Below are 19,344 nucleotides of genomic sequence, written 5' to 3' on the forward strand. Positions count from 1 at the left end.
CTCAGCCCTTGCCCGGGCCCGGCTCGACCGGGTCGCCGTGGAACCGCGCCCCGCAGAGGCGGCCGGCGCGCTTGGCGGCCGCCGTCGTCGGGTCCCAGTCCGAAGTGCCCTTGTTGTTGCCCGGCTGGTAGCCGTCGGCGTCGGGATCGGGGAAGTCGGGAGCGCCGTTCTTCTGCATGCAGTCGGCGAACTCGCGGGCGGTCTTGATCTGTTCGGGCGTCAGCCTGGGCCGCATGGCCTTCTCGACGGCCGCCGGCACCGTCACGTTGAACTCCTTGCACTTCTCCGTGGCGGGGATGAACTTCGGGTCCTTCTTCCGCGCCCGGTTGGTGTCGCCGTCGATCTCGACCTGGCCGAGCGGGCCGGGATCGGGATAGTCGAAGCCCTGCTCGCGCATGCAGGTGACCCACTTGCGCTTCGCCGCCACGTACGCGGCGATCTCGGCCTGGTCGCCGCCGACGCCCCCGGCGCCGCTCTGGCCGGCCGTCGTACCGGGCGGCGACGTGGTCCCGCCCGCCGATGGCACCTCGGCGCCGCCGTCACCGCCGCTCCCGCAGCCGGTCAACGCGAACGCCGTGACCGAAGCCGCCAGGGCCATCAGCGCCCGGTTCGTCCTTGCCCGGTTCGCCCGTGCCCGGATTGCCTTTGCCCGGCTCGTCCTCGCCCGGTTCGTCGTCATGGGTTCTTCCGCTCCTCACCTCGGGTCGGCCCCGACCGTAGGAGCGAGGTGATGAAGAACCTTTGAAGAACCGTTCAGCTGGTTGTGAGGCGCGAGGCCGGGTGGTGAGGCGCAAGGGAGGGGGGCGGGCCCGCCCTTACGAGCGCTCGCGCAGCCGGCGGTCCAGCGCCAGGGAGAGTTCCGCCTCCACCACGCTCTTCGCCAGCGGGCGCAGCCGCTGGACGTCCTTCGCGTCGGTGTACTTGCCGAGGAGTTCGGTGAAGAGTTCCGCGAGCGCCTCCGCGTGCTCGCGGACCCGGCCGCCCGCCTCCAGGACGGCGGCCAGCGGGACGCCCTCGCGCACGAGCGCGGAGGAGACGTCGAGCAGGCGGCGGCTGACGTGGACGATGTCCTCGCCGTCGGTGGCGAGGTAGCCGAGGTCGAGTGCGGCGGCGAGGTTCTCCGGGGTGACCTCGCCCGCGAAGTGGTCGGCGAGTTCCTCTGGGGTGAGGCGGACGGGCTCCTCCTCGGTGGGAGCGCCCAGTTCCAGGACCTCGCCGACGTTCCGGCCGGACTCGAAGGCGGTGGTGAGGTCGGCGATGCCGTTCAGGGTGTGGCCGCGCTCCAGGAGGGCGGAGATGGTGCGGAGCCGGGCCAGGTGCCGCTCGTCGTACCAGGCGATCCGGCCCTCACGGCGGGGCGGCGGGATGAGTCCGCGCTCGCGGTAGAACCGGAGCGTGCGGACGGTGATGCCGGCCGCGGCGGCGAGGTCGGCCATGCGGTACTCGCGGGGCGCGGCCCCGCCGGCCGGTCCGCGCGCCCCCGCCGCGTGCGCCCCGGTCCCAGCGGTGTCCGCCGTCCCCGTCGCCGCCGCGTGCGCCCCGGTCCCAGCGGTGTCCGCCGTCCCCGTCGCCGCCGCGTGCGCCCCGGTCCCAGCCGTGTCCGCCGTCCCCGTCCCAGTCCCCGCCGCGAGCGTCCCCGGCCCGGCCGCGTTCGCCGCCTCCGTCCCCGTCGCGTCGTCCGGCCTCGTCGTCCGCGTCGGCGCGGTGGTGTCCGTCTGGTCTCCCGATCGCTCTGCCACGTTCGCCAGCCTATGTTGTACCGCCGGTAACTTTCCCCGGCCTTACCCCTACCGCTCGGTATGCGGCTGCTCTACAGTCCTGACTGTGCCAGTGATTGCTGGCGGAATCTTGGCCGGGCGCACGGGAGGCGGCATGGCGAAGCACGAGCACGTACGGGTGGCGGTGATCGGATCGGGATTCGGCGGGCTCGGAGCCGCCGTCCGGCTGCGCCGCGAGGGGATCACCGACTTCGTCGTCCTGGAGCGGGCCGACTCCGTGGGCGGCACCTGGCGCGACAACAGCTACCCGGGCTGCGCCTGTGACGTCCCGTCCCACCTCTACTCGTTCTCCTTCGCGCCCAACCCCGACTGGCCGCGCACCTTCTCCGGTCAGCGCCACATCCGCGCGTATCTGGAGCACGTCACCGACACCTTCGGGCTCCGGCCGCACCTGCGCCTGAACCACGAGGTCACGAGGATGGCCTGGAACGAGGACGAACTGCGCTGGGACATCGAGACCAGCAGCGGCACCTTCTCCGCCGACGTGGTCGTCTCCGCCACCGGGCCGCTCTCCGACCCCAGGATCCCCGACATCCCGGGACTCGCCGGCTTCACCGGCAAGGTCTTCCACTCGGCCCGCTGGGACCACGACTACGACCTCACCGGCAAGCGCGTCGCCATGGTCGGCACCGGCGCCTCCGCCATCCAGATCGTGCCGTCCATCCAGCCGAAGGTCGGCAGGCTCACCCTCTTCCAGCGCACGCCCCCGTGGGTCATGCCGCGCATGGACCGCGCCATCAGCGCACCCGAGCGCTGGCTGCACCGGCGGCTGCCGTTCACCGCGGCCGCGCGCCGCGGCATCCTGTGGGGCATCCGGGAGCTCCAGGTCAGCGCGTTCACCAAGCGGCCCGACGAGCTCGGCCTGGTCGAGCGGCTCGCCAAGGCCAACATCGCGCGTGCGGTGAAGGACCCGGCGCTGCGGGCCAGGCTGACGCCCTCGTACCGCCTCGGCTGCAAGCGCATCCTGCTCTCCAACACGTACTACCCGGCCCTCGCGCAGCCCAACGTCGACGTCGTCGCCTCCGGCCTGAAGGAGGTCAGGGGCAACGTCGTGGTCGCCGCGGACGGCACCGAGGCCGAGGTCGACGCGATCATCTTCGGCACCGGCTTCCACGTCACCGACATGCCGATCGCCCCGCGCGTCATCGGCGCCGACGGCCGGTCGCTCGCCGAGCACTGGAAGACGGGCATGGAGTCGCTGCGCGGCGCGACCGCGGCCGGCTTCCCCAACTGGATGACGATCATCGGACCCAACACGGGCCTCGGGAACTCCTCCATGATCCTCATGATCGAGTCCCAGCTGAACTACATGGCCGACTACCTGCGGCAGCTCGACCTGCTCACTCCCGCCGGTCCCGGCGGACGCGCGGCCCTCGCCGCCCGGCCCTCCGCCGTCAACGCCTGGAACCGCCGCGTGCAGTCCCGGATGGAGCGGACGGTGTGGAAGGCGGGCGGCTGCGAGAGCTGGTACCTCGACGCCAACGGCCGCAACACCACCCTGTGGCCGGGCACGACCGGCGAGTTCCGGCGCGAGACGCGGACCGTCGACCTGTCCGAGTACGAGGTGCTGCGCACCCCGGAGAAGCCGCAGCCGGCCTCCGCGGCAACCCGTCGTACCTCCCGGAAGAAGGAGACCGTCCGGTGAACCGCCACGACATGACCGTGACCTCCGCCGACGGCTCGTCGGTCCACGTCGAGGTCTACGGCCCCGAGGGCGCGCCCGCCGTGGTCCTGGCCCACGGCTGGACCTGCTCGACCCGTTTCTGGGACGCGCAGATACGGGACCTGGCCACCGACCACCGGGTCATCGCGTACGACCAGCGCGGGCACGGCGGTTCGCCGGTCCCCGACCCGGCGGGCAAGGGCTACTCGACGGAGGCGCTCGCCGACGACCTGGAGGCCGTGCTCGGCGCCGTCCTCGGACCCGGCGAGCGGGCCGTGGTGGCGGGGCACTCCATGGGCGGCATGACGATCATGGCCGCGGCCCGGCGGCCGCTGTTCCGGCAGCACGCCGCCGCCGCGCTGCTCTGTTCGACCGGGCCCTCGCGGCTGACGGACGAGGCCCTCGTCGTACCGCTCGGGCCGGGCCGGCTGCGGACCCGGCTCACCCGCGCGGTCCTCGGGTCGAAGGCGCCGCTCGGACCGGTGACTCCGGTCTCGAAGCGGATCCTCAGGTACGCGACGATGGGCGCAGGTTCGGCGCCCGAGCGGGTGGACGCCTGCGCCCGCATCGTGCACGCCTGCCCGCGCGGGGCGCGGTACGGCTGGTCGCAGGTCCTCGCGGGGCTCGATCTGGAAGTGGGCGTACGGGAGTTGCGGCTGCCCGTCGCCGTGCTCGTCGGCACCGCCGACCGGCTGACCCCCGCCCGCCACTCGCGGGCGATGGCGGGCGCCCTGCCACACTGCACCGGCCTCGTCGAACTGGCCGGCATGGGGCACATGACGCCGGTGGAGGCTCCCGAGGCCGTCACCGCGCAGATCCGCGAACTGACGCTCACCTACCTGGGCGCGAAGCAGCATCCCGGGGAGGACCGGCCCGGGGAAAGCCGACTGCCCGGGGAAAGCCGACTGTCCGGAGAGAACCGACCGTCCGGAGAGAACCGACTGTCCGGGGAGAACCAGCCAGGGGTGAACCAGCCCAGGGAGAACCTCTCCGGGCAGGCGCAGACTGTGAAGGAGGAGGCAGAGGCATGAGCAGGGTGAGCCTGGAAGGACAGGTGGCGGTCGTCACCGGAGGAGCCCGCGGCGTCGGCGAACTCCTCGCCCGCAAGCTCTCCGCGCGCGGGGCGAAGATCGCGCTGGTCGGCCTGGAGCCGGAGCTCCTGAAGGAGGTCGCCGGCCGGCTCCACACGGAGGCGGACTGGTGGCATGCCGACGTCACCGACCACGAAGCGATGGCGAAGGTCGCGACCGAGGTGAAGGAGCGGTTCGGCAAGGTCGACATCGTGGTCGCCAACGCCGGTGTCGCGGCGGGCGGTCCGTTCGTCGACTCCGACCCGGTCGCCTGGCGGCGGGTCATCGAGGTCAACCTGATCGGCGGTGCCGTCACGGCGCGCGCGTTCCTGCCCGTCCTCATGGAGTCCCGCGGCTACTTCCTGCAGATCGCCTCGCTGGCCGCGATGACGCCGGCGCCGATGATGACCGCGTACTGCGCGTCCAAGTCCGGTGTCGAGGCCTTCGCACACAGTCTGCGCGCCGAGGTCGCCTACAAGGGCGTCAAGGTCGGCGTCGGCTACCTCTCCTGGACCGACACCGACATGGTGCGGGGCGCGGACCAGGACGACGTCATGCGCGAGCTGCGGGCGCGGCTGCCGTGGCCGTCCAACCGCACGTACCCCCTCGGTCCGGCCGTCGACCGGATCGTCGCGGGCATCGAGCGGCGCTCGGCCCATGTGTACGCGCAGTGGTGGCTGCGCGGGATGCAGTCGAGCCGTGGCTATCTGCCGGGGATCATCGCCGCTGTCGGGCAGCGGGAGATGCGGCGCTTCGAGCCCAGGCTCGGGTCGGTCTCCAAGGGGCTCGTGGGCGCCGGCGGGGCGGCGGACGAGCAGGCGCGCGGGGAGCGGGTCTGACGGGGGGGAGGGCGGAACGAGGGCGGAGTGAAGGCGAGGGGCGGGGCGGTCGAGTGCGGGCGACAGCGTGGTGACGGCCGCGTGGTGACTGTCCGTGTGTGATCGAAATGCGTGGTGTGTCCGGTCGTGTCAGTCTGATCGTGCCCAAGGGGCAAACCCGCCCCGCACCCCTCACACCCTTCTAGGAGTGAATCCGCATGGGCATCAAGAACGAGATGCAGAACAAGGCGCAGCAGGCGAAGGACTCGCTGAGGTCGAAGAAGGACGAAGCGTCCCAGCGCGCCAGCCAGGCCAAGGAGCGCACGCAGGAGCGGTCGGGCCGGCCGGCCGAGCGGCCGGACCGGCCGGAGCGGTCGGAGCGCGGCCGGCACGAAGCCGAGCAGGACCGGCTCGACATGGACTACGACGCCTGACGCCGTTCTGTGAGGAAGGCGCACCCGGGACGCCGGGTGCGCCTTCGCGCATGCCGGAACGCCGGGTGCGCCGTCGCGCATGCCGGAAAGTATGAAGAACCGTACGGCCTGTGGATAACCGAGGGCGGGGAGTCGTGGGGTTACGTACGGTGATGCCATGTCCGTAACCAAGGCCGTACTTGAGCGCATCCGAAACGACCACGCGCCCGCCCTGCTCGCCTTCGAGCGGGAGAACCGGGCCTTTTTCGCGGCGTCCGTGCCCGACCGCGGGGACGCGTATTTCGAGGACGCCGGGTTCGCCGCCCGGCACCGGGCCCTGCTCGACGAGCAGGAGACCGGGACCATCCTCTTCCACGTGCTGGTGACCGGCGACGGGGAGATACTCGGGCGGTTCAACCTGATCGACGTCGACCAGGAGTCCGGCACCGCCGAACTGGGCTACCGGGTGGCGGAGAAGGCCGCGGGGCGCGGCCTGGCGACCGCGACGGTACGGGAGTTGTGCATACGGGCCCGCGAGGAGTACGGGCTGAGCCGGCTGACCGCCCGCACGACCCCCGACAACGGGCCGTCCCGGGCGGTGCTCGCCCGGGTCGGGTTCGGGGCGGTGGGCAGCGTGACGCTCGAGGACGGCGAGCGGGGCATCGCCTACGAGCTGGACCTCGGCGGCAGTTTCGGCCGGGAGTGGTCCGGCACCGACTCGTAGCCGGGCGGGCTCGCGGGCGGGCTTTCCTCCAGGAGGGCGAGGGCGACGTGGACGGCGTCGTCGAGCTGGGCGTGCCGGCCCTCGGCCCAGTCGAGCGGGGTCCGCATGATCTCGAGGTCCGGGGCGACGCCGTGGTTCTCGATGGACCAGCCGTATTCGGGGAACCAAGCGGCGTTCATCGGGACCGTGATCTGGGTGCCGTCGCCGAGCCGGTGGCGGCCCGTCATCCCGACGACCCCGCCCCAGGTGCGCTGGCCGACGACGGGGCCCAGGCGGAGCAGTTTGAAGGCGGCGGTGATCATGTCGCCGTCGGAGGAGGTGGCCTCGTCGGCGAGGGCGACGATGGGGCCGCGCGGAGCGTTGGAGGTGTAGCTGACGGGCTGGGCGTTCCGGGTGAGGTCCCAGCCGAGGATCTTGCGGGTGAGTTTCTCTATCACCAGCTCGCTGATGTGGCCGCCGGCGTTGCCGCGGACGTCCACGATGAGGGCCGGCTGGGAGACCTCCATCCGCAGGTCGCGGTTGAACTGGGCCCAGCCCGAGCCGCCCATGTCGGGGATGTGGAGGTAGCCGCAGCGTCCGCCGCTGACCTCTCGGACGACGGCGCGGCGCTTGGTCACCCAGTCCTGGTAGCGCAGCGGGCGCTCGTCGACGAGGGGCACGACGGCGATCCGGCGGGAGCGGCCCTCGCCCTCGGCGGGGGTGAAGGTGAGTTCGACGGTGGTGCCACCGGTCCCGGAAAGGAGGGGATAGGGGCCGGCGACCGGGTCGACGGGCCTGCCGTCGACATGGGTGAGGACGGCGCCCTCGCGGATGCCGGTGCCGGCGAGCGGCGAGCGGGCCTTGGAGTCGGAGGAGTCGCCGGGCAGGATCCGCTTGACCACCCAGCCGCCGTCGCGGTGCACGAAGTTGGTGCCGAGCAGGCCCTGGGGGCGCTGGTAGTGGGGCGGCCCCTCGTTGCGCCGGGCGGGGGTGACGTACGCGTGGGAGGTGCCGAGCTCGCCCATGACCTCGCGCAGCAGGTCGGCGAACTCGTCGGGGGAGGCGACCCGTTCGACGAGCGGGCGGTACTGGTCGAGGACGGCCGTCCAGTCGAGGCCGCCCATGTCCGGCTCCCAGAAGTAGGCGCGGACGATCCGGCCCGCCTCGTCGAAGGCCTGCCGCCACTCGGCGGCCGGGTCGACCTCGTGCACGATCCGCCGCAGGTCGAGGTAGACGGTGGAATCGCCGTCGCCGGTCTCGGTGGCGGGGACGGCGCGCAGGTCGCCCTCGTCGACCACGACGAGCCGGGTGCCGTCGCCGCTGACCGCGAAAGAGTCGAGGTGGTCGACGAGTTCGGTCTTGCGGGCCTTGGTGATGTTGTAGTGCTCCAGCGTGGGCCGGGGGGAGGGATCGTTGGGGTTGGCGAAGGTCTCGCCGAGCGCGCCGGAGATCGGCCAGCGCAGCCACACCAGTCCGCCGCCGGCCACCGGGTGGAGGGCGGAGTACTTGGAGGCGGTCACGGGGAAGGGCGTGACCCGGTCGGGGAGTCCCTCGATCTCGACGGTGACCGTGCCGTCGCCGGAGCCCGCCTCCTCGTCGGCGGGGTCCATGCCGCCGGCGGCGGGCCGCCCGTCGGGAAGCAACGCGAAGGGAGAGGGGGTCGCGGAGGAGAGCGGTACGAGATAGGGGCGGCAGCCCAGCGGGAAGGAGAGGTCGCCGGTGTGCACGTCGTACACGGGGTCGAAGCCCCGCCAGGAGAGGAAGGCGAGATAGCGGCCGTCGCGGGTGAAGACCGGGTTCTCGTCCTCGAAGCGGCCGTTGGTGACGTCCACGACGTCGCGGGCGCCGGGGCCGGAGATGCGGGCCATCTTGATGGAGCGCAGCGAGCGGCCGATGCCCGGGTGGGACCAGGTGAGCCAGCTGCCGTCGGGGGAGAAGGCGAGGTCGCGGACGGGCCCGTTGTCGGACCGGATCAGTTCGGTGACCTCTCCGTTCGACTCCTCGGTGACGTCGATCAGGAGGAGCCGGCCGTCGCTGGAGGCGATGGCGAGGCGTTCGCCGTCCGGGTCGGAGACCAGTTCCTCGACGCGGCCGAGTTCGCCCGAGGCCAGTCGGCGCGGTTCGCGGTCGCCGGTGGCCCGGGGCAGGTAGGCGATCTCGACGGCGTCCTCGCCGTCGGCGTCGGTGACGTAGGCGACCTGGCCGCCGCTGCCGAGCATCTCGGGGAGCCGGACGCGGACGCCGGGGGTGTCGGTGATGGTGCGGGCGGGGCCGTCGCGGTGGGTCAGCCAGTAGAGGCTGCCGCGCACCGTGACGGCGCTGGCCCGGCCGGTCTCGTCGACGGACAGGGCGTCCACGTGGTGGGCGGCGGGCACCTGGTAGGGGCGCCGGCCGGTGCGCGGGCCGCCGAGGCGGACGTCGAGGCGGCGGGGCTTGGAGTCGGCGGTCAGTTCGTCGACGATCCACAGATCGCCCGCGCACTGGTAGACCACCCGGCGGCCGTCGCTGGAGGCGTTGCGGGCGTAGAACTCGTCGTGGTCGGTGTGGCGGCGCAGGTCGGTGCCGTCGGGGAGGCAGGAGTAGAGGTTGCCGATGCCCTCGTGGTCGGAGAGGAAGGCGATCCTGGTCCCGCCGCCGGCCCTGCCCTCGCCGGCCGGTGCCTCGACGAACATGGGTGCGTCCAGGTGGCCGCCGATGTCGGGGAGCAGCCGTTCGCCGTGCAGCCACAGCCGGCCCATGGCGCCGCCCCGGTAGCGCTTCCAGGAGGCGGGTTCGTGCGGCGGGGTGCCGGTGAGGAGCAGGGTGCGCCGGTGCGCGCCGGAGGTGTCGTGCCCGGAGCCCTCGGCGTCTCCCGTGTCGTCGTCGAGGTCGGCGACGGCGATGTGGGAGACCGGGCCCCAGGGCATCCGGCCGCCGGGGGAGCCGTCGGTGGGCACGGTGTAGGCCCAGGAGAAGTACGAGAAGGGCTGGCCGTGCGAGGAGACGGCGAGGATGTCGGACCGGCCGTCCTTGTCGGGCGGCGACCAGCCGCAGACCCGGGTGTCCGTGGAGCCCCAGTAGGTGAGCCGCCGGGAGGGCCCGCCGTCCACGGGCGCGAGATGGATCTCGGGGTCGAGGCTGCGCCAGCTCGTGTAGGCGATGTGCCGTCCGTCCGGCGAGAAGCGCGGGTGCCCGACCCGGGTCCGGTCGGCGGTGATCCGCCAGGCGCGGCCGGGCCGGCCGCCCTCGGGCGCGAGGGGGGCGATCCACAGGTCGTCCTCGGCCGCGAAGCAGAGCAGCTCGCCGTGGAGGTGCGGGAAGCGGAGATACGCGACGTCGTCACTCACCTCCTCATGCTTTCCGCGCAGAGGGGGTGCGGCAACTCGTACGCCAGTACAGAAGTGATGGAGTCCGCCGGGGACTGTGGCCCAGGACACGTACGAAACGGTTTCGTTTCGCTAGATCCGTGGGTATCGTCGTGGTGTACGAAACCGTTTCGTTCGGTACGGAGGTCAGGCATGGCGCGCAGCAGGCTCACCCCGGAGCGGGAGGCCGAGCTGTACGAAGCCGTGCTCGAACTCCTCCGCGAGGTCGGTTACGACGCCCTCACCATGGACGCCGTCGCCGCCCGCACCCGGTCCAGCAAGGCCACCCTCTACCGCCAGTGGGGGAGCAAGCCCGAACTCGTCGCCAAGGCGCTGCGCCACAACAAGCCGGTCTCGCTCGCCGAGATCGACACCGGCAGCCTGCGCGGCGACTTCCGGGTGATGCTGGAGCGGACCGACGACTGCCAGATGGAGAAGGACTCCGCGCTGATGCGGGGCCTGGCCCATGCCGTCCACGACAACCCCGAACTGCTCCAGGCACTGCGCGAGCTGCTCATCGAACCCGAGATGACCGGCCTCGACGAGGTGCTGCGCCGAGCAGTACGGCGGGGTGAGGTCGACGCCGGCAACCCGGCGCTCAAGCTCGTCCCGCACATGCTGATCGGAGCGTTCATCGCCCGCCCGCTGATCGACGACCAGCCGGTGGACAACGCCTTCCTCAGCAGCTACGTCGACGCCGTCGTGCTCCCCTCACTCGGCGCCTGACCCACCGCACCCCGCGGTCCCGCACTTCCCGCACCACCTGACGTCGCACCGCTCACGCCGTCGGGCCGGCTCCCCATGCCCTGTCCCACTCAACACCGGGAGTACGCCCCCGTGGCCACGTTCCTCTACAAGCTCGGCCGCTCCGCCTTCCGGCGCCGACGGCTCGTCGCCCTGCTGTGGGTGGCGCTCCTCGCGCTCGCCGGAGTCGGCGCCGCCACCGCGCCCGCCGCGACCTCCAGCTCCTTCTCCATCCCCGGCACCGAGGCACAGCGCGCCTTCGACCTGCTCGAACAGCGCTTCCCCGGCGGCAGCGCCGACGGCGCCACCGCCCGCGTGGTCTTCAAGGCCCCGGCCGGCCAGAGCATGCAGGACCCCGCCAACAAGGCCAAGGTCGCCAAGACCGTCGCCGAGCTGAAGTCCGGCTCCGACCAGATCGCCCGCGTCACCGACCCGTACACCGCGCAGGCCGTCTCCCGCGACGGCTCGACCGCGTACGTCTCCGTCGCGTACAAGGTCAACGCGATGGAGCTGAGCGACGAGACCCGAGACGCGCTCAAGAAGACCGGGCGCGACGCACAGGGCCAGGGCCTGACCGTCGAGATCGGTGGCGACGCCCTGCAGAGCATGCCGGAACAGGGTGCGGGCGAGATCATCGGCGTCGTCATCGCGGGAGTCGTGCTCGTCATCACCTTCGGCTCGCTCGTCGCCGCCGGACTGCCGCTGCTCACCGCGATCATCGGTGTCGGCATCGGCATCTCGACGATCACCGCCCTCGCCAACGTCCTCGACCTCGGCACCACCACCTCCACCCTCGCGATGATGATCGGCCTCGCGGTCGGCATCGACTACGCCCTCTTCATCGTCTCCCGTTACCGCGCGGAGCTCGCCGAGGGCCGTGAGAAGGAGGAGGCCGCCGGGCGCGCGGCCGGCACCGCCGGCTCCGCCGTGGTCTTCGCCGGCCTCACCGTGGTCATCGCGCTCGTCGGCCTCGCCGTCGTCAACATCCCGATGCTCACCAAGATGGGCTTCGCCGCCGCCGGCACCGTCGTCATCGCCGTACTGATCGCGCTCACCCTCATCCCCGCCCTGCTCGGCTTCGCCGGCGACAAGGTCGTGGCCCGCAAGGAGCGCAAGGGGCAGAAGAAGGACGCGGAGGACAAGCCGAACGCCGGCACCCGCTGGGCCCGCTTCGTCATCCGCCGCCCCGTGATGGTCCTCCTCGTCGGCGTCCTCGGTCTCGGCGCCGTCGCCGTACCGGCCGCGTCCCTCGAGATGGGCCTGCCGGACGACGGCGTGAAGCCCGTCTCGGCCACCGAGCGCCGCGCCTACGACCTGCTGTCCGACGGCTTCGGCCCCGGCTTCAACGGCCCGCTGCTCGTGGTCGTCGACGGCGACAAGGCCGCCGCCGACAAGACCGTCTCCACGATCAAGGGCCTGGAGGGCTGGGCCGCCGTCACCCCGCCGACCCCGAACAAGGCCGGCGACACCGCGATGATCACCGTGATCCCGAAGGACCGCCCGTCCTCCGTGGAGACCGAGGAGCTCGTCCACGACATCCGCGGCGCGACCGGCGACGACGTCCTGGTCACCGGCGCCACCGCGATGAACATCGACTTCTCGCAGAAGATGAACGACGCGCTGCTGCCCTACCTGGCGCTGGTCGTCGGACTCGCCTTCCTGCTGCTCATGGTGGTCTTCCGCTCGGTCCTGGTCCCGCTCAAGGCGGCCCTCGGCTTCCTGCTCTCCGTGGTCGCCGCCCTCGGCGCGGTCGTCGCGGTCTTCCAGTGGGGCTGGCTCGGCGGCCTGTTCGGCGTCGAGCAGACCGGCCCGATCATGTCGATGATGCCGATCTTCATGGTGGGTGTCGTCTTCGGCCTCGCGATGGACTACGAGGTCTTCCTGGTCACCCGGATGCGCGAGGCGTACGTCCACGGCGCGCGCCCCGGCGAGGCGATCGTCACCGGCTTCCGTCACGGCGCCCGGGTGGTCACCGCCGCCGCGGTGATCATGATCGCGGTCTTCTCGGGCTTCATCGGCTCCAGCGAGCAGATGGTGAAGATGATCGGCTTCGGCCTGGCCGTCGCCGTCCTGTTCGACGCGTTCGTCGTCCGCATGGCGATCGTGCCGGCCGTGCTCGCGCTGCTCGGCCACAAGGCCTGGTGGCTGCCGAAGTGGCTCGGCCGCGTGCTGCCCAACGTGGACGTCGAGGGCGAGGGCCTGGCCGGCGCGCAGGACGAGGGCGCGGGCAACGGCACGGGCAGGGGCAAGGACGGAGGCAAGGACGAGGACCGGGAACTGGTCTCCGTCTGATCCCGTGAGACTCCGGGGCCGCCGCGTGAGCGGGCGGCGCGCCCCGGACCGCGCCGGAACCTGTGGGGACGGGGAGCCGACGCGGCGCGTACGCCGTCAGCGTGCCGACATCGGCGCGCCGACGGCGTACGTGTGCCTGAGGAAGCGGAGCAGGGCGGTGGTGTCGAACTGGACGACCGCGACCCCGTCGTCCGTGTGGAACTCCACCACCGTCTGGACCCGGCCGCACGGCCACACGCCTATGTCGCCGCGCCGGGCGGGCGCGCGCAGCCCGGTCTCCAGGAGGGTGCGCGGGAACGACCACTCGACGTTGCCGGGGAAGACGAAGCGTACGGTCGCGGGCTGGAAGCCGGGGTCGAAGCGGAGGGCCACCGGCACCGGGCGCGAGAGCGGGGCGTCGCTGATGATCCGGCCTCGGGCGTGGTCCTCGATCGCGCGGACCGGGCGGACTTGGTGGTCATCAGCGGCGCGGGGCATCGGACGACTCCTCACACTCATTCGCGTTGTTAGTCCCTAATGTCCCACTATTTCCAGGCGTACGCCCGGGCAGGCGAGGACTCCTCGCTCTCCTCCTGACCCCTGAGCGCTCTTGCAAACGGTTCGCAGGAGCGCCTTATCATTCGGGACGTGCATGTACCCGACGGATTCATCAACGCTCCCGTATCGGCCGCCGCCGGCATCGTCGCCGCCGGCGCCGTAGCCGTGAGCCTGCGCGGAGCGCGCAAGGAGCTGGGGGGCACCTCCCGTGCCGAAGGCCACGGGGGAGAGCGGACGGCGCCGCTGGCCGGTCTCGTCGCCGCCTTCATCTTCGCCGTGCAGATGCTCAACTTCCCCGTCGCGGCAGGCACCAGCGGACACCTCCTGGGCGGCGCGCTCGCGGCGATCCTCGTCGGGCCGTACACCGGCGTCCTGTGCATAGCCGTCGTCCTGCTCATGCAGGGCATCCTCTTCGCCGACGGCGGCCTGACCGCGCTCGGCGTGAACATCACCGTCATGGGCGTGGTGACCGTCCTCGTCGCCTACGCCCTCTTCCGCGGCCTCGTCCTCGTGCTGCCGCGTACGCGCCGCTCGGTGACCGTGGCCTCGTTCGTCGCCGCGCTGGTCTCCGTACCGGCCGCCGCCACCGCCTTCACCGCGATCTACGCGATCGGCGGCACCACCGACGTGCCGATCGGCAAGGTCCTCGCCGCCATGGTCGGCGTCCACACCCTCATCGGCATCGGCGAGGCCGTCATCACCATGCTCACCGTCGGCGCGGTCGTCGCCGTCCGCCCGGACCTGGTGTACGGCGCCCGCGGCCTGACCACGCCGCTCAAGCTGCGCGTGGACGGCGAGCTCGTCGACGCGGCGCCCGCGACCCCCGCGGCCGTGCCCGCCCGCTCCCCGAGGAAGCTGTGGATCGGCGGTGTCGTCACCGCGCTCGTCCTCGCCGGCTTCGTCTCCTTCTACGCCTCCGCCAGCCCCGACGGCCTGGAGAAGGTCGCCGCCGACAAGGGCATCGACGCGAAGGTACGGCCGCACGCCGCCGCCGACTCCCCGCTCGCCGACTACGGCGTCAAGGACGTCGACGACGCCCGCCTCTCCGGCGGCCTGGCCGGCGTCATCGGCGTGGGCGCGACCCTCGCCGTCGGCACCGGCGCCTTCTGGGCCGTACGCCGCAGGCGGCACGAGACCGGCGCGCGGGTCTGACATGGGGGCGGGGCACGCGCACAAGCTCTACCGGCAGGGGCACTCGCCGCTCCACACCCTGCCGCCGCACACCAAACTCGCCGCCGTCCTCGCCTTCGTCGTCGTGGTGGTCGCCACGCCGCGCGAGGCGATGTGGGCCTTCGCCCTCTACGCGGTCCTGCTCGGCGCCGTCGCCGCCCGGGCCCGCGTACCGGCCGGCTTCCTGCTGAAGCGCCTGCTCATCGAGATCCCGTTCGTCGCCTTCGCGCTGCTCATGCCCTTCGTGGTGCCCGGCGAGCAGACGACCGTCCTCGGCGTGTCGCTCTCCGTCCCCGGGCTGTGGGGCGCGTGGAACGTCCTCGCCAAGGGCACCCTCGGCGTCGCCGCGTCCGTGCTGCTCGCCGCCACCACCGAACTGCGCGAACTGCTCCTCGGCCTCCAGCGGCTCAGGCTGCCGCCGCTGCTCGTCCAGATCGCCTCCTTCATGATCCGCTACGGCGACGTCATCACGGACGAGATGCGGCGCATGTCGATCGCCCGGCGCTCGCGCGGCTTCGAGGCGAAGGGCGTACGGCACTGGGGCGTCCTCGCCAAGTCCGCCGGAGCCCTCTTCATCCGCTCGTACGAGCGCGGGGAGCGGGTGCACCTCGCCATGGTCAGCCGCGGCTACACCGGCTCCATGCCGGTCATCGACGAGGTGACCGCGACGACGGCCCAATGGCGTCAGGCCGCCGCCCTGCCCGCGGCCGCCCTCCTCATCTGCCTCCTGGGATGGACTCTGTGACCGTGGACCGCATGACCGAGCAGCCCGTGACGACCGAGCACCCCGTGACGGCCGAGCAGCCCGTGACCGAGCACCCCTCGCTGGACGTACGCGGCCTCGCCTACGCGTACCCCGACGGCCACCAGGCCCTCTTCGGCGTGAACCTCACCGTCGGGCGCGGCGAGCGCGTCGCGCTGCTCGGCCCCAACGGCGCCGGCAAGACCACCCTCGTGCTCCACCTCAACGGCATCCTCACCGGCGGCGCGGGCGGCGTCACCGTCGCCGGCCTCCCGGTCGGCAAGAAGCACCTCGCAGAGATCAGGCGCCGGGTCGGCATCGTCTTCCAGGACCCGGACGACCAGCTGTTCATGCCGACCGTCCGCGAGGACGTGGCCTTCGGCCCGGCGGCGGCCGGCGTGCGGGGCGCCGAACTGGAGGCCGTGGTCCGCAAGGCCCTCGCCCGGGTCGGCATGGAGGAGTTCGCCGACCGGCCGCCGCACCATCTGTCCTTCGGGCAGCGGCGCCGGGTGGCCGTGGCGACCGTGCTCGCCATGGAGCCGGAGATCCTGGTCCTCGACGAGCCGTCCTCCAACCTCGACCCGGCCTCCCGGCGCGAGCTCGCGGACATCCTGCGCTCCCTGGACGTCACCGTCCTCATGGTCACCCACGACCTGCCGTACGCCCTGGAGCTCTGCCCGCGCTCGGTGATCCTCAGCGAGGGCGTGATCGCCGCCGACGGGCGGACCGCCGACATCCTCGCCGACGAGGAGCTCATGGCCCGCCACCGCCTGGAGCTGCCGTACGGCTTCGTGCCGGCCTCCGTCGCCTGAGACCCCCGGAATCGGCGGTGCCGGACCCACGTTGCACCATGGGAGCGGTTCGGTCGTACGAGAGGAAGCGTGGGTTCAGGTGGACGTCCGGGGCACGGTGGCGGCGGGATTCGAGCCGGTCAGGGACGCGTTCCTGCGGAACTTCGAGCAGCGCGGGGAGCGGGGCGCGGCGGTCGCCGTCTACCGGGACGGCACCAAGGTCGTCGACCTGTGGGCGGGCACGAGGGACGCCCACAGCGGGGAAGGGGACGGGGACGCCCCCTGGGCGGTCGACACGGCCCAGGTCGTCCGCTCGGCCACGAAGGGCGTCGCCGCGGCCGTACCCCTCCTCCTCCACCAGCGCGGCCAGCTCGACCTGGACGCGCCGGTCGCCACGTACTGGCCGGAGTTCAAGGCGGCGGGCAAGGAGCGGGTGACCGTACGGCAGCTGCTCGCCCACCGGGCGGGCGTGCCGGTCCTCGACCGCCCGCTGACCCTCGCCGAGGCGGTCGACCTGGACACCGCCATGAGCGCGATCGCCGCCCAGGCCCCCGCCTGGGAGCCCGGCACCGCCCACGGCTACCACGCCCACACCTTCAGCTGGCTGCTGTCCGGCCTGGTCCACCGGGTCACCGGCCGCACCATCGGCCGCTGGGTCGCCGAGGAGATCGCCCGCCCGCTGGGCCTGGACCTGTGGATAGGCCTGCCGGACGACGAGAGCCGGCGGGTCGGCCGGCTCGGCCCGGTCGAGGAGATCGAACCGCCGGACAGCCCGGCGCTCCGGCTCCGCCCCAAGCCGTCCGTCGTCGCCGCCTACCAGGACCCGCGGTCCCTCACCCGCCGCGCGTTCGGCGTGATCGAGCCGAAGCCCGACGAGAACGACCCGGTGTACCGGGCCGCCGAACTCCCCGGCTCCGCCGGTGTCGCCACCGCACGCGCCCTCGCCCGCTTCTACGCCGCGACCCTGGGCCCCGTCGACGGCGGCCCCCGCCTCTTCGCCCCCGCGACCCTCACCCTGGCCCGCACCGAGGAGTCCGCGGGCCCCGACCAGGTCCTCGTGGTCGGCACCCGCTTCGGCCTGGGCCACATGCTCCACGGCCCGGCCTCCCCGCTCCTCGGCCCCACCTCCTTCGGCCACCCGGGCCGCGGCGGCTCCCTCGGCTTCGCCGACCCGGAAGCCGGCGTCTCCTTCGGCTACGTCACGAACGGCATGCGCAAGACGGTCACGGCGGACCCACGCGCCCAGTCCCTGATACGAGCGGTGCGCGCGTCACTGTGACCGACGGCGACCGCTCGGGCTGCTCACCGCGCGTCGGGTACGGGAGCGGTGCCGGGCACTGGGCGCCCGGCCCCGGGGCGAGAGGCGGGACGGGGCCGACCGGATTCGAACCGGTGTCCTCCCACATGCCATGAAGGCGCGACGACCTCTGCGCTACGAGCCCCGTCCCTGCCGTGATCATAGAGCGGGCGCGAGCAGGCGCAGGGCGTCCGCCGCGGCCGGGGACAGCGTGGCGGGGTCCAGTTCCGCGAGCGGCAGCCACCGCACCGCGTCCGTGGCCCCGTCCGCCTCGGCGACCGTCGGCGCTCCGGCCGTCCTCAGCTCGACGGCGTAGAACAGGCCGGTCAACTGCCAGCGCACTCCGCCCCGTTCGACGTCGTACGTCCGCGCGTCCCGGAGCCGGGCCGTTGCCGGCTCCAGCCCGGTCTCCTCGCGCAGTTCGCGGGCCAGCGCCTCCTCCGGCTGCTCGCCCGGATCGATCCCGCCGCCCGGCAGGTGCCACAGGCCGGGCGCGAACACCGGCGACGAGGCCGCCAGCCGCACCAGCAGCAGCCGGCCGTCCTCCACGACGACGGCGTACGCCGAGACCCGGGTCCGTACGGATGCGGTCATGTCTCCCCTTCCTCCTCTAACTCGCGTACAGCATCAGCCCGATGCCCACCACCATCAGGCCCGCCGCGGCGACCCGGGGGCCGCCGAAGCGTTCCTTGAACAGGAGGGCGCCGATCGCGGCGCCCACGATGATCGAGGACTCGCGGAGGGCGGCGATCGGGGCGAGGGGTGCCCTGGTCTGGGCCCAGAGGACCAGGGCGTAGGCGGCGACCGACATGGCGGCGCCGAGGAGGCCGCGGGCGGCGTACGGGCGGAGTTCGGCGGCCAGGCGGCCACGGCGCCGGTACAGCGCGTACGCCGGGACGGCCAGGCCCTGCAGGAGCATCAGCCAGCCGATGTAGCCGAGCGGCGTGCCGGAGGCGCGCACACCGACGCCGTCGACGACCGTGTACGCGGCGATCGACAGACCGGTCGCCCCGGCGGCGAGCAGCGCCGGCCAGTGCGGGCGCGCGCCCTTGCCGCGGATGCCCCACAAGGCCAGGCCGGTGAGGCCCGCGCTGGCGACCGCGACGCCCGCGAGCTGCCCGGCGTCGGGGACCTCGCCGACGAAGACCGCGGCGAGCAGGGTCACCACCAGCGGCGCCGTGCCCCGCGCGATCGGGTACATCTGCCCGAAGTCGCCGAGCTCGAAGGACTTCATCAGCAGGGCGTAGTACGCGATGTGGAGGAGCGCCGAGGCGATCAGGTACGGCCACGCACCGGCGGCGGGCAGCGGGGTGAAGCACACGCCGACGGCGCCGATGAGGGCGCCGCCGCCGGATATCAGGGTGAAGGAGAGCAGCTGGTCGCGGATGCGCGCGGCGATCGCGTTCCAGCTCGCGTGCGTCACGGCGGCGAGCAGCACCGCCGTCGCGACCAGCGGCGTCACGCCGAGCGCTCGCGGACGTCCACCAGCGTGCCGCCCGCGTGGGCGATCAGCGCCTTCGGGTCCAGCGCGAACACGCTGTGCGGGGTGCCGGCCGCCGCCCACACCACCTCGTGGTCGAGCAGCCCGCGGTCCGCGAGCACCCGGGTGCGGGTGCGGTGCCCGAACGGCGGCACGCCGCCGATCGCGTACCCCGTCGTCTCCCGCACGACCCGGGCGTCGGCGCGCGTGACCGCCCCGGCGCCCAGCTCCTGCCGTACCCGCTCCACGTCCACCCGGGAGGAGCCGTCCATCAGGACGAGCACGGGCACCCCGTCCGCCGCGAACACCAGCGACTTCACGATCTCCGCGACCTCGCAGCCGATGGCCTCGGCGGCCTGCTGCGCGGTCCGCGTCTCGTCCGGGAAGCTCCGGACCTCGACGTCGAGGCCCAACTCCTTCAGGGCCGCGGCGAACTGGGGATGGGCATCGGCGTGTGAGGTCGTCATGCCACCGCACGCTAGCGGTACGTGTACGAGGCACG

Annotated in this window: 18 protein-coding genes and 1 tRNA gene; 11 read left to right on the forward strand and 8 right to left on the reverse strand. The window is 72.8% G+C overall.

Going from position 1 to position 19,344, the window contains the following annotated elements; genetic code table 11:
• Window position 1 precedes the first annotated feature (1 nt).
• Window positions 2-598 (reverse strand): hypothetical protein, encoded by a 597-nt coding sequence (locus ACFVGS_RS07610; RefSeq protein ID WP_384415831.1) that lies wholly within the window; start codon window positions 596-598, stop codon window positions 2-4.
• A 217-nt stretch (window positions 599-815) separates the two neighbouring features.
• Complete coding sequence (locus ACFVGS_RS07615; RefSeq protein WP_384415920.1) at window positions 816-1,436, reverse strand: MerR family transcriptional regulator; 621 nt, start codon at window positions 1,434-1,436, stop codon at window positions 816-818.
• 436 nt (window positions 1,437-1,872) lie between these two features.
• On the opposite strand from ACFVGS_RS07615, the gene ACFVGS_RS07620 reads away from it, so the two are divergent.
• From ACFVGS_RS07620 to ACFVGS_RS07640, 5 genes are all read left to right on the forward strand, one after another.
• Window positions 1,873-3,423: a flavin-containing monooxygenase gene (locus ACFVGS_RS07620; protein ID WP_384415834.1), complete on the forward strand. Its 1,551-nt coding sequence runs from the start codon at window positions 1,873-1,875 to the stop codon at window positions 3,421-3,423.
• Between the two features lie 11 nt (window positions 3,424-3,434).
• On the forward strand, window positions 3,435-4,472 hold the full coding sequence (locus tag ACFVGS_RS07625) for an alpha/beta fold hydrolase (protein ID WP_385691530.1): 1,038 nt from the start codon (window positions 3,435-3,437) through the stop codon (window positions 4,470-4,472).
• Complete coding sequence (locus ACFVGS_RS07630) at window positions 4,469-5,350, forward strand: SDR family oxidoreductase (protein WP_384415837.1); 882 nt, start codon at window positions 4,469-4,471, stop codon at window positions 5,348-5,350. The genes ACFVGS_RS07625 and ACFVGS_RS07630 overlap by 4 nt, the downstream gene beginning before the upstream one ends.
• Window positions 5,351-5,547: 197 nt before the next feature.
• The gene (locus ACFVGS_RS07635) at window positions 5,548-5,763 is read left to right on the forward strand and encodes a hypothetical protein (protein WP_384415838.1); all 216 of its coding nucleotides are present in this window, start codon (window positions 5,548-5,550) and stop codon (window positions 5,761-5,763) included.
• A 157-nt stretch (window positions 5,764-5,920) separates the two neighbouring features.
• Window positions 5,921-6,466 carry a GNAT family N-acetyltransferase gene (locus tag ACFVGS_RS07640; RefSeq protein WP_384415841.1) on the forward strand — a complete coding sequence of 182 codons (546 nt, stop codon included), beginning with the start codon at window positions 5,921-5,923 and terminating at the stop codon, window positions 6,464-6,466.
• Here ACFVGS_RS07640 and ACFVGS_RS07645 read toward each other — a convergent pair.
• Entirely contained in the window at window positions 6,409-9,771 is a 3,363-nt protein-coding gene (locus ACFVGS_RS07645; RefSeq protein ID WP_384415843.1) for a S41 family peptidase, read from the reverse strand. The genes ACFVGS_RS07640 and ACFVGS_RS07645 overlap by 58 nt on opposite strands.
• A gap of 171 nt (window positions 9,772-9,942) precedes the next feature.
• Here ACFVGS_RS07645 and ACFVGS_RS07650 point away from each other — a divergent pair, with 171 nt between their 5' ends.
• Complete coding sequence (locus ACFVGS_RS07650) at window positions 9,943-10,515, forward strand: TetR/AcrR family transcriptional regulator (protein WP_384415846.1); 573 nt, start codon at window positions 9,943-9,945, stop codon at window positions 10,513-10,515.
• A gap of 111 nt (window positions 10,516-10,626) precedes the next feature.
• Window positions 10,627-12,825, forward strand: coding sequence for an MMPL family transporter (locus tag ACFVGS_RS07655; protein ID WP_385691399.1), 2,199 nt, complete (start codon window positions 10,627-10,629; stop codon window positions 12,823-12,825).
• A 96-nt stretch (window positions 12,826-12,921) separates the two neighbouring features.
• On the opposite strand, the gene ACFVGS_RS07660 is transcribed toward ACFVGS_RS07655, so the two are convergent.
• Window positions 12,922-13,302, reverse strand: coding sequence for an SsgA family sporulation/cell division regulator (locus ACFVGS_RS07660; protein ID WP_384415852.1), 381 nt, complete (start codon window positions 13,300-13,302; stop codon window positions 12,922-12,924).
• A gap of 150 nt (window positions 13,303-13,452) precedes the next feature.
• Here ACFVGS_RS07660 and ACFVGS_RS07665 point away from each other — a divergent pair, with 150 nt between their 5' ends.
• From ACFVGS_RS07665 to ACFVGS_RS07680, 4 genes are all read left to right on the forward strand, one after another.
• A complete protein-coding gene (locus ACFVGS_RS07665; RefSeq protein WP_384415855.1) occupies window positions 13,453-14,514 on the forward strand; it encodes an energy-coupling factor ABC transporter permease in 1,062 nt (353 codons plus the stop codon).
• A 1-nt stretch (window position 14,515) separates the two neighbouring features.
• Window positions 14,516-15,277 carry a cobalt ECF transporter T component CbiQ gene (cbiQ, locus tag ACFVGS_RS07670; protein ID WP_385691402.1) on the forward strand — a complete coding sequence of 254 codons (762 nt, stop codon included), beginning with the start codon at window positions 14,516-14,518 and terminating at the stop codon, window positions 15,275-15,277.
• An 11-nt stretch (window positions 15,278-15,288) separates the two neighbouring features.
• A complete protein-coding gene (locus tag ACFVGS_RS07675) occupies window positions 15,289-16,086 on the forward strand; it encodes an energy-coupling factor ABC transporter ATP-binding protein (RefSeq protein WP_385691405.1) in 798 nt (265 codons plus the stop codon).
• A 79-nt stretch (window positions 16,087-16,165) separates the two neighbouring features.
• Window positions 16,166-17,344, forward strand: a complete 1,179-nt coding sequence (locus ACFVGS_RS07680) for a serine hydrolase domain-containing protein (RefSeq protein ID WP_385691407.1) — start codon at window positions 16,166-16,168, stop codon at window positions 17,342-17,344.
• 90 nt (window positions 17,345-17,434) lie between these two features.
• On the opposite strand, the gene ACFVGS_RS07685 is transcribed toward ACFVGS_RS07680, so the two are convergent.
• From ACFVGS_RS07685 to ACFVGS_RS07700, 4 genes are all read right to left on the reverse strand, one after another.
• A tRNA-Ala gene (locus ACFVGS_RS07685) sits at window positions 17,435-17,508 on the reverse strand.
• A 13-nt stretch (window positions 17,509-17,521) separates the two neighbouring features.
• On the reverse strand, window positions 17,522-17,956 hold the full coding sequence (locus tag ACFVGS_RS07690) for an NUDIX hydrolase (protein ID WP_384415867.1): 435 nt from the start codon (window positions 17,954-17,956) through the stop codon (window positions 17,522-17,524).
• 16 nt (window positions 17,957-17,972) lie between these two features.
• Window positions 17,973-18,824 (reverse strand): EamA family transporter, encoded by an 852-nt coding sequence (locus ACFVGS_RS07695; protein WP_384415870.1) that lies wholly within the window; start codon window positions 18,822-18,824, stop codon window positions 17,973-17,975.
• A complete protein-coding gene (locus ACFVGS_RS07700; protein ID WP_384415872.1) occupies window positions 18,821-19,309 on the reverse strand; it encodes a YbaK/EbsC family protein in 489 nt (162 codons plus the stop codon). The genes ACFVGS_RS07695 and ACFVGS_RS07700 overlap by 4 nt, the downstream gene beginning before the upstream one ends.
• Between the last annotated feature and the right edge of the window lie 35 nt (window positions 19,310-19,344).

It is taken from the genome of Streptomyces sp. NPDC127114, from assembly GCF_042677525.1.
GTDB lineage: Bacteria > Actinomycetota > Actinomycetes > Streptomycetales > Streptomycetaceae > Streptomyces.

Excerpts from the sequence above, each read along its gene's own strand:
- ACFVGS_RS07610 (WP_384415831.1), bottom strand. The coding sequence starts at position 598 with ATGGCCCTGGCGGCTTCGGTCACGGCGTTCGCGTTGACCGGCTGCGGG.
- ACFVGS_RS07615 (WP_384415920.1), bottom strand. The coding sequence starts at position 1,436 with ATGGCCGACCTCGCCGCCGCGGCCGGCATCACCGTCCGCACGCTCCGG.
- ACFVGS_RS07620 (WP_384415834.1), top strand. The coding sequence starts at position 1,873 with ATGGCGAAGCACGAGCACGTACGGGTGGCGGTGATCGGATCGGGATTC.
- ACFVGS_RS07625 (WP_385691530.1), top strand. The coding sequence starts at position 3,435 with ATGACCGTGACCTCCGCCGACGGCTCGTCGGTCCACGTCGAGGTCTAC.
- ACFVGS_RS07630 (WP_384415837.1), top strand. The coding sequence starts at position 4,469 with ATGAGCAGGGTGAGCCTGGAAGGACAGGTGGCGGTCGTCACCGGAGGA.
- ACFVGS_RS07635 (WP_384415838.1), top strand. The coding sequence starts at position 5,548 with ATGGGCATCAAGAACGAGATGCAGAACAAGGCGCAGCAGGCGAAGGAC.
- ACFVGS_RS07640 (WP_384415841.1), top strand. The coding sequence starts at position 5,921 with ATGTCCGTAACCAAGGCCGTACTTGAGCGCATCCGAAACGACCACGCG.
- ACFVGS_RS07650 (WP_384415846.1), top strand. The coding sequence starts at position 9,943 with ATGGCGCGCAGCAGGCTCACCCCGGAGCGGGAGGCCGAGCTGTACGAA.
- ACFVGS_RS07660 (WP_384415852.1), bottom strand. The coding sequence starts at position 13,302 with ATGCCCCGCGCCGCTGATGACCACCAAGTCCGCCCGGTCCGCGCGATC.
- cbiQ (WP_385691402.1), top strand. The coding sequence starts at position 14,516 with ATGGGGGCGGGGCACGCGCACAAGCTCTACCGGCAGGGGCACTCGCCG.
- ACFVGS_RS07675 (WP_385691405.1), top strand. The coding sequence starts at position 15,289 with ATGACCGAGCAGCCCGTGACGACCGAGCACCCCGTGACGGCCGAGCAG.
- ACFVGS_RS07690 (WP_384415867.1), bottom strand. The coding sequence starts at position 17,956 with ATGACCGCATCCGTACGGACCCGGGTCTCGGCGTACGCCGTCGTCGTG.
- ACFVGS_RS07700 (WP_384415872.1), bottom strand. The coding sequence starts at position 19,309 with ATGACGACCTCACACGCCGATGCCCATCCCCAGTTCGCCGCGGCCCTG.